The sequence below is a fragment of the Candidatus Xianfuyuplasma coldseepsis genome (assembly GCF_014023125.1).
GTDB lineage: Bacteria > Bacillota_I > Bacilli_A > Izemoplasmatales > Izemoplasmataceae > Xianfuyuplasma > Xianfuyuplasma coldseepsis.
Map to the genome: position 1 here is coordinate 53,850 of NZ_CP048914.1, position 15,892 is coordinate 69,741.

Annotated in this window: 7 protein-coding genes; all 7 read right to left on the minus strand. The window is 39.6% G+C overall.

Annotated features, from left to right (window positions below):
* Positions 1–36: 36 nt before the first annotated feature.
* Entirely contained in the window at positions 37–1,962 is a 1,926-nt protein-coding gene (locus G4Z02_RS00205) for an ABC transporter substrate-binding protein (RefSeq protein WP_258877838.1), read from the minus strand.
* 15 nt (positions 1,963–1,977) lie between these two features.
* On the minus strand, positions 1,978–6,435 hold the full coding sequence (locus G4Z02_RS00210; RefSeq protein ID WP_258877839.1) for a lamin tail domain-containing protein: 4,458 nt from the start codon (positions 6,433–6,435) through the stop codon (positions 1,978–1,980).
* Between the two features lie 269 nt (positions 6,436–6,704).
* Positions 6,705–9,944: a type I pullulanase gene (gene pulA, locus G4Z02_RS00215; RefSeq protein ID WP_258877840.1), complete on the minus strand. Its 3,240-nt coding sequence runs from the start codon at positions 9,942–9,944 to the stop codon at positions 6,705–6,707.
* Positions 9,945–10,093: 149 nt separating this feature from the next.
* On the minus strand, positions 10,094–11,287 hold the full coding sequence (locus tag G4Z02_RS00220) for a DUF819 family protein (RefSeq protein ID WP_258877841.1): 1,194 nt from the start codon (positions 11,285–11,287) through the stop codon (positions 10,094–10,096).
* Between the two features lie 2 nt (positions 11,288–11,289).
* On the minus strand, positions 11,290–12,384 hold the full coding sequence (locus tag G4Z02_RS00225) for a hypothetical protein (RefSeq protein WP_258877842.1): 1,095 nt from the start codon (positions 12,382–12,384) through the stop codon (positions 11,290–11,292).
* Positions 12,385–12,466: 82 nt separating this feature from the next.
* Positions 12,467–13,543, minus strand: coding sequence for a TMEM165/GDT1 family protein (locus G4Z02_RS00230; protein WP_258877843.1), 1,077 nt, complete (start codon positions 13,541–13,543; stop codon positions 12,467–12,469).
* Positions 13,544–13,623: 80 nt separating this feature from the next.
* The gene (gene fusA / locus G4Z02_RS00235) at positions 13,624–15,702 is read right to left on the minus strand and encodes an elongation factor G (RefSeq protein ID WP_258877844.1); all 2,079 of its coding nucleotides are present in this window, start codon (positions 15,700–15,702) and stop codon (positions 13,624–13,626) included.
* Between the last annotated feature and the right edge of the window lie 190 nt (positions 15,703–15,892).

Here is a 15,892-nt window from a genome sequence, read left to right on the forward strand (position 1 = left end):
CATTGGTCGTTTACATGCTGCGCTTAAACTAGTCGTTTACTTAGAATATTGTTGTAAGAATTTATCAACATCTTCGTTCAATGTTGCTTCAATTTCTGGTGCAATGTTTTCCCAACTTAAACTTAAATCGCGCATATCATCTTTAATATCCCATGGTTCAAAATCGTTGGCGACACTAGCAAATGCCGGAATTTGTCGTGGATATGGATTGGCGTTTGACATTTGAAATTGGAATTCAGGTAAGTTGAACGCCTCAAATTCATAACGATCTAATCCACCACTGTTTTCTCCAAAGCCAGCAACGAGGGGATGGATTGCCATAACATTCGGATTCGATGTAATTGGCCATCCTTGGATGAAGTCCATCAAATAACGGTCACCAGTAATGAATGGTGATACAAATGCTCCAAGTTCAGGATCATCTAGTAATGCGAGTTCATGTGCGTCACGTGCTTCTTCATTGATTTCATCAATTAAGCCCCAGCGTGACTCCAATCCTTCTTCACCATAGGTTAACCACTTGACAAGCTCATATGCTGCTTGTGCGCGTACCCAATCTTCATCAGCTTCTAGTTTTTTCGATAAACTGTAATAATCATGATAGGTATAGGTTGCTGTTGTTCCACCTTCAGGTGCAACTGGATAAGGATAAATATCAATTTCTTGGCCTTTGGTAACCATCGAGTTTACTTCGGCATTGAATGCCCATAAGTAAATCGTATTGATTCCGCGGCGACCATCGGTCCACGAGTTGGTAATGTCTTCACAACCTTGAAGTCCATCAAGAATCGCTTGTCCACCAGGCATAACGGTTAAGTCGTACCAGTGAAGTCCAGCTTTGGCTTCTGCAGCTACTTCTTGTAACCAATTACCATAATTGGTGGCGCCGGCAAAATCAAAATACCCAGTATCAATATTGTATCCACGATATCCATTTGGTACACTGTCAAAGTAGTTAGCTCCAAAGTAACTGAAGTCGATGACTCCAGGGAATACGCATTGTCCAAACTCGTTAATCGCAGCAATGCGGTCACGAAGTTCTTCGTACTCTTCGTAGGTCCAGTCATATCCAGGCAGGTTGTCATTATCAGGGTCAGTGGGATTATAAATACCCAATTCTTCTAATAACGTCAAGTTGATGGCAGTGATTGGTCCAACCCCTTGCCATGGAATACCCCAAATTTCACTGTTGTCGTACGTTCTCATACCAGTGAGCGCATTTGGTGTAATGTATTGAGCTTCCTCATCGGTCTCAATGTACATTGATAAATCAAGAGTCATCCCTTTGTCGAAGGTTTCGGCACCTTTGGGATTGAAGAAAATCTCAGGTAGTTCACCTGACTGCGATGCGGCGATTTGAATTTCTAATAAACCGTCATCGCCATCTTCCCAACCACTGGTAAAGGTTGGATTACGCGTAACAGAGATGTTTGGATATTTTTCCATGAATTTTTGTACATTCATCCAAACTGCATTGGTTGCATCATCTGCTCCATAATAGCTGAATCCCATATCAAGTTCAATGGTATCTTCTTGCCAGTCTGGAACATCATTGTTGTTGTCATCGACATTATATTTCCCTAATGCTTCGTACATTTCAGCCGCTTTTTCAGCATCGGATTTACAGATTTCTTGATCGGGATTTTCCTCACAAGTTTCCGCACGAACACTCAATTTAATTGGGAGTGAGATCGTGAATCCGTCCGCATCTTTCGCACGTAATGAAACATCGTACTCATCGATAACGTTGATGTCATAAAATCCGATGATGGTGATTGTTAATTCATTACCATCTTTATCGGTTGCGGTGATTGCCCCTAAATCGACTTGTTCACCGACTTTAACTTCCAAGGTTTGACCCTCGGATATTCCACTAATCGTTGGCGGCGTGGTGTCCGTCGAACATCCGAAAAGGATGAACGACAGAACCATTGCAACGCTAACTAATGCTAATTTTTTCATAGTTTGTCCTCCTATTTATTTCTTGCGGACAAAGAATAATACGGCTCCACCTAATACTGCGGTAATCATAATCAATGAGCTACCTAATGAGAAGCTTGAGAAGCATCCTGTTTCAGGTGCAGCTTCAATGGTTACTTCTAGTGTATGAGTCGCTGTATTACCAGCTTCATCAACAGCAGAGAATAATACGAAGAATGTTCCTTCAGTATCCATATCTACTTGGTCGGTGTTAACACTTAGTGTTCCACCTTCAACCGTTACATAATCTTCCCATGTAGGTTCTGCATCACCAGCGGTAAATGTGACTTCGGTATCACCAGTAATAACAGGATCCCAAATATCGATTACGTCAATAACGATTTCAAAGGTACCTTTGTTACCCCATGAATCGGTTGCGCTAATGACAACGGTTTGTTCACCAGGTGTAGTGGCATCAAGATTGGTATCAATCGTGTATTCTAATACACCGTCACGGTTATCGATGAATCGTAAGACAGTGTAATAATCCATTATGTCAAATGCATCACCACTAGGATCATAAGTGAAGGTTACACCAACAACTTCTTTTTGATCAATTGCAGGAGCTTGATTGTCAATTAATAATGGAATGCTTACTTCAAATCCGCTTCCATCCATAAAGACTAATTCATATTCTCCATCTTTGGTAAATGCGTCTGCAGTAGCAACACTGATAAAGTGCATATAATCAACATCCGCAGCACTTTGTCCTTCAACAACCAATACATGATCGCCGTTTGCGAAGTTGAATAAGATGTTACCAGGTGTGATTTCAGGGTCAGATGAACCATCCCATGTGAATCCATCACCAGCGGTATCAAACTTCACTTTAAACTCTCCAGAAGGAGCTGCAAGTGCATGTTCACCAAGACCATCAAAGGTATTTTGTTCTGCTACGACCCATTCACTTGGATCAAATACAGGGTTACCAGAGGCTACGTTTGATGCACGATATAGTGTATGTTCACCAGTTGATCCGTCACCTACAGGCCAGTTTGATCCTGGATCTTCACCAACGAGTCCAATAATATCAATGACAACACCGTCTTTTTTCAAGACAACTGCATCGTCACCATTGAAGTAGGTAATGGTTGAATCAATATCACCAACATCAAGAATTGCTTGGTCAGCGCCAGAGTTATAGATTACAAATGTTCCGCCAGCAGGAATCACTTGTCCTGTAAGGTCTAAACTGTTTGTAACTTCTGTACTACCATTATTATAAGCTTCAACGGTATAGCCAGTTAAATCAATTTCTGCATCCGTTGGGTTGAATAACTCAACAGCTTTGTTGCTGCTTGATCCTTCGATATATTCACTAATGAATACTTCATCACCAGCAATATCTGGGACACAAACTTCAAATACAACATTTCCTTTAGAATCCAATCCTGTAGGAGCTAATGATCCACCGACATCCCATCCATTGATGGTTCCAACAATACCAAACTTCGTTAAGTCGGTTGTATCGTATGTACGAGTATCTACATGGACAGTAAGCAATAAATTACCAGCATCACATGTTACAGTTGATGTATAATCACCAACCATTGCAGCGGTCATGTATGTATCCATTAAGATCTCAGTTCCATCCGTCATTTGAAGCATTAAGCCTTCCATTGGAAGAACTGCATTTTCAAAGACTACTTGGATGTTTTCTTGATCGATTGCGAATGTTCCAGTACCTTCAACGAAGTTTCCTTCAACGAAGTTATTGTCGAGGATAACTGGTACATTTTCAAACATAATTTCGCTTATAGCTGTCGAACTTGACAACGTAGCTTCTAAAATTTCAAATTGTCCTGATACATTATCGGTTCCAGGAGCACCAAAGATTAATAACCATGTAAAGGCATCTTCAGTCCATGTATGAGTAACTGGTTCATCACCAAATGTAACCCATTCTTCAATTGCACTGTTATCATTTGGTTTAATGATTACTTGTTCACCACTAGGTCCATCAACGGTAACCGTTAAGGTATCCATACCAGCAACCGTGTCAGCGTCAAAGTTTACTTTAATGAAAGCCCAACCTTGACCAATTCCTTTTGTAAAATCAACAGTGGTGATATCGGTATATGTAAAGTCGTATACATTACCATCATTGTCTACCCACATTTGATTGATATCATATGGAGGAATATCTTCATAATAAACGGTATATGCACCATCAAACATAAAGGCTTCATCCGCAAACATTAAGGTTACAGAGCTTGCTACATATTCACTTATGTCTGCACCTAAATCAGTAAATGTCATTGCCATTTCAGCATCAATGGTCGCAAGTTGAACTAATGTTGCATCTCCACCTAGATCGAATGCGATATTGTCATTTCCAGAAATTTTGTCATCCCAGTCAAATCCAGATTCATCTACTTCTGTAGTTGCAGGATCATCTACTTCATCATCGTATACTATGGCGTATTCACCAGTTTTTGAATTTAATTCTACATCAAAGATATAATGTCCAAAGGCATCCATTTTATTTGCTAAGATTGGATTTTCAACATCCCATCCATTAACCGTACCAACAAGACCTAATTTAGTTGGATCAAGATCGCCTTCAATATCAACGTATACACTTAAGCGATAAATAGATGTAGCAGTTAAGGTAGGAGTATAGGCATTTAGATGTGTTACAGGAGCATCAATCAAGTGTGCAATTTCTCCACCTGTAGTTCCATCTCCAAAGTCTAATGCAACATTTGCACGAACTAATTCAGGATCTACAGTTGAATCCCAAATCCATCCATCTCCATCTGGATCATACAATACTTTGTATTCAAACGATGTACCTGTTGCACATACTTCAAATACAACTTCTCCACCATCAGTAACTCCGGTAGACATAATCGGTGTTGCAGGTGTCCATGGAGTAGCTTCTTGGATAGAACCAACTAATCCAATTTTTGCAGGATCAAGTTCTGTATCTAAGAATAATGTGAATAAGTTTTCTTCAGCAGCGCAGGTTACGCCTGATGTATATGTGAAGTTTGCAATATCTACATCTTGAGGAGCTAACTCAGAAACAGTAGCTGTATCAGTAGCATCATCAATTACAACTTCAATCGTTCCACCAGCACTTAAATCAACAACGACATTGTCGTTTCCACTAACACTTGTGTCTCCCCAGTCAAATCCGACATCTTCTACTACCCAATCGGTAGCAGGATCATCGGTTTGTACGTCATCGGTTAAGATTTTGAATTCGGCAACAGCATCAAAACTAGTAAATTCAAATACTGCATAACCATTGACATCACCAAAAGATAAGATGGCATTTTCAGGAGCCCATCCTTGCATACTTCCAACAAGTCCTAAGTTCGTGTGATCCACTTCGGTATCCAAATAGACAACCACTAGGGTTTCTGTTTGTACAACAACACCACTTTCATATGCCCCAATTGCCATACCTGGATAGTCAATTCCAGTAACAGGAATATCATTACCATCGGCATCGGTAACACGGAAACGATCTGCTAATAATTCATCGTATGGTTTTGCCATTAACATGGACACTTCCATTTCGTTTGGAGCAACAATTTGTGTACCTTCAACTAAGCGGTTTCCAGAGTTGATTTCAAATTGTGTTGCCACATTTCCGATGAATGTTGCATAATCTGGTGCAAAATCACATGCACCATGTTCATAATACACAACTTGTGCTTTCCCATCGGCAGCTAGTAAATCATTGGTGCTAAAGTACATATTGTCGGCACATGATTTTTCATCACCTTTATGAGCGATAAATCCAGCATCACCAACAGCTGACACACCAACTTCTAGCATTCCTAAACGTGCGGGAATCCATCCAACAGAACTTTCAAGTTCCATTTCGATTTCGTATTGCAATGGATTTTCTCCCCAGTCAACGTCTGGTTGGTCATTGTTCCATGTATGCATTCCCCAACCGTCATAAACCATATCATCAGCGGCTACTTCTGGGTTTGCATATACATTGAAGAACATACCATTTACAGGAGTTCCTTCAACAACATAAAAATCTTTTGCACCTTCTACATAATATGCATGTAGTTCTGTTTCAGAACCATCTTTTAATGCAGTAACATCAAGGAACACTTTCCCCTCGATACTGTCTGGTGCTAAATAGTTCATGTTTGCTGCTAATCCACCTTCAAGAGTGTTGTCATCATTGTTGACATTTCTTGTCGGCTTGAACTCTACTAAGTCCGCAACAGCATTGATTTCAGCAGCAGTATAATTTTTGACAATTACTGCTCCAAAATCATCAACAGAAGATTGTACATCGTTCCAATCATTCCACGTTACACCATCCCAAATACCGGTACCAGTATTGGTATAGTCACCATCAAATTGGTGGACGTGTAATGTAATTGTCACAGCTTCGGTTGCTTCTGCTTGTAAAACGTCAGTAGTTGCAACAACAAACAGTGACAGGACGAAAATAAGCATAACACTTAAAATCTTTTTCATTCTTTCTTCTCTCCATTCTTAGAATATTTAAAACGCTTACATTTTTTACTATGTTTATTGTACTATTTTTGGAATTATTAGTCAACGTATAGATACAAATGTGATAGCGGTTCCACATTGTAAAATAGGCCATTTCGAACGCTTTAGCTAATCAAAGTACAACCATTTATAATTAAAAAATACCACCGTGTGGCCATCCCCTTTGGTTTTGTATGTAAGTGGTTACATTTATTTATAAATATAAATAAAAAAGTGCAGAAATCTGCACTTTATTGTTTTTTACGAAGTAGATACAAGCCAATCGCCCCAGAAAGGGAGGTTATAATGATGACTGAACTCGGGATGATAGCTCGAGAGAAACATCCTGAATCTACTGGTTTATCATCGATTTTAACACATTCTGTCCCACTGATTACATATCCTTCTTCACAAGTGAGAACATCCGATACACATTCGGTTCCTTCTTGATGATAGCCTTCATCACAGGTTAGCGGAGTCAACACGCACTCGGTTCCCTCTTGGTGATACCCCTCATCACAAGTCAGAACATCTAGGACACAATCATCGCCTTCTAAATGGTAGCCTTCATCACAAGTGATCGGATCGTTTTCCAAGACGGTTATCGTAAATGGTTCACTTTCTGAGCCATACATGTCTTGGATACGAATGTCATATGTTCCTGGCGTCAAACCCTCGATATCAACCGATGAGAGATGCGTATTGTTTGGTACGAACGCACCACCATTTATGCTGTAGGCGTAAATATCTGTGGTTGAGTTAATTGTATAACTTTGACCTTCATATGTAATACCAAAACGATTGGTTATGATTGGTTGTAAACGTGGTGATTCGATTACATCTGCTTCATCGCCACGGACAAATACCAGGGTTTCGGCTTCGTAGATTGGATAGCGCGTTGCATAGGTTCCAAGGCCATCTAATCCCGCTTCATCACGGTCGGATAAAAGTTTCCATGCACCAGCTGGTAACGTAATATCATTGTCATATGCCCCACCATTGTGATACACGAGAATGTCTTCACCGTTTTTTGTTAATCGATACCCAATCATTCCAAATCCAGGTGGATTGAGGAAATCTAAATTGGCTTCAATATCGGCTTTGTCAACCATTTTGAAACTATCGTATTCTTTACGGATTTCAATAATGCCCTTGTAGTATTCAAAGGAATCCACATATTTCGCTTTACGACTCCAATCCAATTGGTTAACCGAATCGCTCGCACTGTAGCTGTTATGATCTCCATATTTTGTACGAAGGAAATCCACCCCAGCATGCAAGAATGGTGTCCCTTGTGAAAACATCACAATCGAATTGGCAAGGCGTGCTTCATAATCGACATCTAGTGGGACATTGAGATAGTATGTATTACTATCCAAACCTTTTGTCTTCAATAGTTTATCGATTAGTGTCAAATTATCATGGGCACTGACATAATTAACGGATTGTGCCGAATTTGGGAAGCCCCAGTTGATACTACCTTCAATTCCTCGCATGATATCTGTGATTCCGGTTCCGGTTGAAATATATCCAGGATCATCACCATCAGGGGATCCTTTGATTGCATTTCGGATTTGATCGTTAAATGCGGCGATAAGAGGCATCCGGTACAAGTTTTGTTTTCCTGCTTGAAGACTATAATCAATCGCGATTGCGCCACCACCCCATGGTTCACCATAGACAAAGATGTCTGGATCAATCGCCTCGACTGCATTGGCGACATTGTTCATGTTGTGGTAATCATGGACTGCCATCAAATCAAAACGGAATCCATCAATATGATACTCTTCCGCCCAGTAGGTAACACTATCAACAATAAATTTATCTACCATATAGCGTTCGGTAGCCGTTTCGTTTCCGACACCAGTTCCATTACTGAAACTACCATCGCTGTTAAAACGATAGAAGTAATTTGGAACAATGCGATTAAAACTATACGACGCACCTGGTCCAGTGTGGTTATAGACTACATCGTTAATCACATTGATACCATTACTATGTAACGCCATTACCATTTGTTTGTATTCGTTTACTCGGACAGCGCCATCATAGGGATCGGTGGAGTATCCACCTTCAGGACTATTGTAATTTTGAGGATTATATCCCCAGTTGAATTGGAAGTCACGTTCGTCATTCCAATCTTGATCATAGGTTGGCAACAAATGGACATGGGTGATTCCAAGTTCAATTAAGTGGTCCAGCCCAGTACTAACGGAAACCCCCGTATTGGAATTTGTATAAGATGTTCCTGCTACGGTGAATCCCATGTACAATCCCGCATATTCATCCGGACCATTCCAACCACCATCACTGGTTAAATCACGTACATGCAATTCATAAATAATCGCTTCATTGGGATTGGTAAATCCATCAACTCCACTGTCGGTATCCCATCCCTCAGGATCGGTACTATCCAAATCAAGGACCATTGCCCGTTGTCCATTCAAACCAAATGTAACACCATACGGATCTTGAATATCAATGACTTTCGATCCACTATTCACAACATTATACGTATAATACACACCATTCAAATCACCATCAACGCTTGCTTCCCAGACCCCTTCACCAATGTACTCCATTGGGATCGTATCGTAGGGATCATTCGCTCCATCACTACGCATCGAAAGGGGGTGTCCCTCTTCATAGAGATTGACTTCAGCGGCACTAGAAAGGGGAGCCCACACACGGAATGTTGTACCAGTGGCTGAATAATCAAAACCTAGCCAGCCATCATAGTGATACGCATCCGCAAAGAGCGATGACTCAAAGGCGGCATCGATACGGATTACTTGTTGTACGACGGTATCTCCATACTGCACTTCCATCATATACGTGTTGCTTACATTCACAGTCGTGTCTAGTGCCAAGGTTCCCGTTGTTCCACTGATAAATCCTGTAAAACCAACAGGTACATCATTTTCTAATATTGTTATATCTGCCGCATCTATGCTATCCGTCGCCAGAAAATTCACATCCAAACTGGTATCAAAATAGGCATCTAATATCCCCGTAGAGAGTTCTTGTGCACACAAAAACGGATCGAGATTATCACGATCACATCCGACTTCGTCGGTCGCAACATAACTGATAAACTCCACACCTTGCAAGACATATGCATGGACTTCTCCACTTAGATTGGGACTTGAGATATCAAGATATCGATCCATATCAATATCTTTAATCCATGCGCCACCACCATCCGGTATTTGCGCGACGATAATTCCAATGTCCATACCGAGATTGAAGTTGTTTGCAACCAGATCCACGGTAACGAATTTACCGTATTCATCTTCTCCGGTAAAGTCCACTTCGATTCCTTGGATTCCATCTTGCCAAAGCCAGACAGACCATTCATCATAGCTTCCATCGTAACGATGATAATGGACAACCAGATCATTGGCATCGGCACTTAATAAGTTTGTATAATTAACTCCTAGTAGGATCACAATAAACAATAAGATACTGCTCATCACACGTATTCGTTTCATAATCTACCTCCAGTTCATTCTTATTGTACAAGATTCTGTCGGAGAATGCTACAAAGAAGATTTCTCTCATGATCACAAAAAAACGACTCAATAGCCGTTTCTTATGTAATAAAGCGATTCATCAATTTGTTGAAACCCTTTACATCTTTTTACAGTGCATAGAGGAACACGAGACCCATACCGAGAAACGTTCCAACAGCATACCCTATACTACCGACAATTAAACCTGGAGCAGTTAAATCATCGTTTTTGATTTGTTTCGTAATCGCCGGAACAAAGGCCGGACCATACACCCCTGCAGTTAGTGTAATCATTGTACAATCGACATCAATATTCAAGAATTTACTGATGATGGTATGGAGAATAAATACCCCAACCGTGACGGTTCCATATAAAATCAATGTTGATGTAAAGATCGATTGCAACTGGGTAAAATCAATACTACTTGCCAAGGCAAAACTAAAGATGAGGATTAAATACTGGCCAATAACATTCATCCCTTCGGTTTCACGGATGGATTTGTTAAAGGAACCCACAATACCAAGAATGGTTACGGTAATCATCATAGTCGGCACCAACAAATCAATCATTTTCCCATCTTCCATACCCAGTAATATCCACACAAGAATACCGAATAATGCACCAAGGACAGCAATTCCAAATCCTAGAATAACACGCTTCCATAACGTTTTTGTTAATGTGAACTGGCGCATATCAATTTCTTCAAAGTTAATGATGCTAGAATCTTCTGTAAGGTAGTTCTCATCGGATCGATTTCGTAAGAATCGTGATAACAATGGTTTCGCTAACAACAATAAAAATACATAGAACAACGCCCCAATAATCATATCAGACAAATTAGCACTTAAAATGATATTTTGTTCTAATCCAAAAATATTGGCAATCGCATTGAGGTTTGGTGTTCCACCGGTATAGACACCAATCGCCATACCACTTAACACATCACCATCGGCTAGCGTATAAGCATACGCATAAAAGACAATACTGGAGACCACAACCGCACTAATTAAAAGCGATGCAAAACTCTTTAATACGGTTTTTGATAACTTCTTCGCTTCTTTTAAGTTCGCGGAAAACAACAACAACGGAATGGCAATACTGATCGCCAAGTGACTTCCAATTTCACCAACATCCTTATTGGGAACAATATTCACTCCCAAACGATTCAATAGATAGATGAGTACACTTAGTGTGATTCCCGCTAAATATGCAGTACCAATCGAACCGAACCATTTGGTTAAGATGAACTTGTCATTGCGGATAATAAACAGGGGAACTAGAATAATCAGCGAGAGCTGTATGATCGCTACAACAATATTCATCGTTAATCAATATCCTTTCCATACAGACGATAGATTTTAATAATGTCACCACCGAATTTTTTAAAGGCATTGATAGGTTTCGGGTTGTCTTCCATCATTGTACCTGCTTCAAATTCATTGATACCAATCCGTTCAAATTCATCATATATGACCTTAAACATATGACCAATCAGTCCTGTATTTTGATAATCCTCAACAATGTATTGCATCATCCCACGCGCTTTTGTAATATGTTTTTTAGCTCGCAAGAGAGTCCATAATTTCAATCGTCCTCTGGTTTTTTTGAACACTTGATTATAATCTGGTAATACCAAACAAAATCCAAGCGGTCGGTTGGTTTCATTTTCTCTTGCAATCCGGATTAAATTGGGATTAATAAACGATTTTAATTGTTTTGCGGCGTTTTCAATCATATCCATCGTTGGTGCGTCTTGATAGATAATATCATTTGTCGCATCATCTAATATCTCTTTGATATCCTTCATATCCCGATCGAGATCTTTAAAATTTAATGGATCTACACGAACATCATGACTTCGTAAAAAATACTTGGAAACGGTGGATAATCGTTTCTTTGATTTTTCACTATATTCCGCATCTAACAAAACGGTATCAATTGCTTTATAACATCCAATACTTTCTAACAGTGGTCCATAGTACTCATAATTATAACTGGTGAAAATGACGGGATCACTGTCAAACCCTTTGACTAAAATTCCACGACGAGTATCGGGGTCATATGGTGCAAATGTCCCTTCAACATAATCGATTCCTTTGGCTTTTAAATCCGTCTCCATAGCGGTAAAAATCTCTTTCGCAACGTCCTGATCATCAATCGCATCAAAAAACGAGAAATACCCTATGTCTTTGCCTTGTTTTTTTGAAGCATCAATCGTGTACATGATCCGTCCAACAACCTGGTTCTCCCGATAACAGAGTAAGGCAGTATAGTCTTTTTTACGTAAAATCTCGTCGTTTAACTCCTTCATTAAAAAGAAAAAAATCGGATATACTTGATGACTTGATTCAGGATATAATTCTTTTATGAAATAGACAAACTGTTTTAAATCTTGCTTTGTACGGACTTGTTTGATCATATCAATACCTCCTATTACATACTACTCATTGTACCACATTAACACTTCTTCGAACATAAAAAAATGACTCGTATATAATGAGTCATTTCGATATTGATTGTTTATATTCCTCAATAAATTGTTTGTATTCAGTAAAGGATTTAGGGGCAATACTGCGGTGAAACAATAGATAATCCAAGTGCTGCCGTATCGTATGCAAAATGGCAAAATCCGAATCATCCCAATGATCTTTAATCTCATCAATTGTAATATCAATTGCTTTAAGAATCCGGGATGCTTCGACATCTTTAAATGCTTTATTTGATAAAGACTCCACATCAATATGATGTCCCTTTTTAGCCTCTTCTAGTAAGTATTTGGTATGTCCTATTAAACAGTGTTTTCCAATACAAGTTCCACAATACTCTTCTCCTAAACAAAGAATGTCCAAGGCTTGATCCATTGCTTGATAATACTCTTTTAGATGTTGGGCAACGCGTTGAAAAGTTGTTTGAGGTGTAGATCGATATTGTTGATAACTAATGTACAACATACTCAAATATCCAATCAAAGAAAGCCCGACAATCACCAGCATCCATACGGAACTCAAGTTTGATGATTGATATCCACTTCCTAATTTGATCACACCGTATACAAAGAACAGTACGCTTGAAGCAATCCTGATATAGTAATCTGGAACACGCTCTCCGAGACGTTTCCCAACAACAATTCCCACATATGATACCGCAAGCATCGCCGAAACAGTACCAATCAAGATCATATACGGATGATCACTTTCACTGCTCAATGCAAAGGTTGCAAGTTGTGTTTTATCTCCAAGTTCACCAACAAAAAAAGCCATCGCGATTACCACTATCGGGGTTGCCATTTGGCGGACTGAGGGTGTGTCATCATCCCCGCGATCAAGCAGACTCAGATAGGCAAAGACAATGAAGATAAATGCAACAATGTAGGCAATTTGATATCCGAAGAACAACGAACCAGCAAATGTTCCAATCAATACAGCGAGTACATGATTCACAAGAATTCCAATAAAGACACCGATAACAACATCTCGCGTCTTGTATTTCGTTGCAAAAGACATGGCTAAAATCTGCGATTTATCGCCTAATTCAGCAATGAATATAATAACAAACGCTGTCAATATTTCAAGAAACATGTAATCACCTCTTGCGGTTTATTATTGTATCAAAAAGCGAACTCCTTATCAACAAAAAAAAGGCATTTCTGCCTTTTTTGTTATTCATCTTCTTTTGTATACTCAGCGATCACGGCATCCATCATGTGTGATGGAAGTTCTTCATATCGTACGAATTCACGTTTGAATACACCCGTACCTTGTGTCATTGCTTTTAAGTCAATCGTATAGCTGATGATCTCAGACTCTGCAACTTCGGCAACGATTTTTTGTTTTCCACCGGGTAGTGGTTCCATTCCTTGTACTTGACCACGTCGTTTGTTGATGTCACCCATAACATCACCAACATACTCATCACGAACCGTTACTTCAATTTTCATAATCGGTTCAAGAATGGTTGGTTTCGCATCTTTCAATGCGTTCTTAAATGCGAGTGCAGCCGCTAACTTGAATGAAATTTCATTGGAGTCAACGCTGTGGTATTGGCCGTCGTATAATACCGCACGAACACCGATTACAGGGAATCCTGCAAGGGGTCCTTCTTGGAAGTGTTCAATCAATCCTTTTTCTACAGCTGGCCAGTATCCACGCGGTACAGAACCACCATGGATTTCTTCGGCAAATTCAAAATCTTTCTCGTTTGGATCCATTGGTTCAAAGCGGATTTTAACGACACCAAATTGTCCTGATCCACCGGATTGTTTCTTATGTCGACCTTCAGCTTCTGCTTTGCGTTTAATTGTTTCGCGATAGACGATTTTCGGTTCCGATTGATCGACTTCAACTTTGTAAACGTTGAGTAGTTTTTCAAGGATAAATCCAATATGAGCCATACCTTGACCACCTATTAATAATTGAGCGGTTTCACGGTTGCGTTTAAACTCAAATGAGGGATCCTCAATGGCTAATTTATGTAACGCGGTTGAAATTTTATCTTCATCGCGTTTGTTCCGTGGATGAATTGCCGTATAAATAGTGGCTTTTGGAATCTCTGGTCCTTCAATAATAACCGGTTGTTTTGAATCCGCTAGCGTACATCCAGTAAACACTTCTTCAATTTTGGTTATGATTCCGATATCACCCGCATGTAGTTTCTCAACATCAACGAGTTCTTTACCACGCATCAATGCTAGTTGATTGATCTTAATGGTTTCTTCCGAGTTGGCTACGTCAACACGTTGGCCACTTTCCAATGTTCCACTAAAGACTTTGATAAAACTGATGGTTCCAATAAATGGGTCGACAACGGTTTTGAAACAGTAGGCACTCAGTGGTGCGTCATCGCTTGTTTCCCGTTCACAAACCTCATCACTTTTCGGTTTTTTCGCTTGGATTGGTTTCAAGTCATTTGGTGCTGGCATATATTTTTCAATAATTTCTAGTAAATCCAAAATTCCAATGTTTTTCAGTGCTGATCCCACAACAACAGGCATTAGATTTCCACTTAAAACACCACTACGTAACCCACCGATGATTTCATCACGAGTTAGTTCTTCGCCACCGAAATATTTATCTAGAAGGTCTTCACTGGTTTCAGCAACACCTTCAATAATGCTTTCACGTAAATCTTCAACTTCTGCTTGCAACTCTGGAGACACTTCTTTTTCAACAACTTTTCCGTTTTCTAAAACGCGGGTTTTCATATCGACTAAGTCAACATAACCTTGGAAGTCTTCTCCTTTAAGAATCGGCCATAAGAATGGAACAACTTTGTTTCCTAAAATATCTTTTAATTTCGCAATTAATTGATCAAACTTTACATTTTCCTTATCCATTTTATTCAAATAGATGATGGTTGGGAATCCGGCTTCACCCAAATCCGCTAGAAATTGTTCGCTACCTACATCAATCCCTTTACTACCATCAATCATAACGATAGCACCCTTCACAACGGATAACGCCTGATCGACTTCACTAATTAACTCACGATTCCCCGGAGTGTCTAAAAAGTTAATTTTAAATCCGTTGTACTCCACAGGAATAATACTTGTTGAAATCGAAGATTGATGATCCTTTTCTTCATTCAAATAATCGGATACGGTATTCTTACTTTCTATAGAACCTTTTTTTTCAATCGCTCCAGTCTTGAAGAGAACGGATTCCATAAACGTTGTCTTCCCGGACCCTGGGGCCCCTACAACGGCTAAAGCGCGCAATTTTTCAGTATTGTACTGTTTCATAAATGCATTCCTCCATACGGTATATTTTTACAAACTTTTGAAAGCCTTTACTCTATTATAGCAAAAACCCCTTTTAAACGTAAGGTATTTTCATAAAAAATCAGGATTATCACCACCACCACTTTTGGGTCTCATTGTATCACCTAAAAATAACCGGACAATTATATTGAATCTACCGCTTCGATTTCAT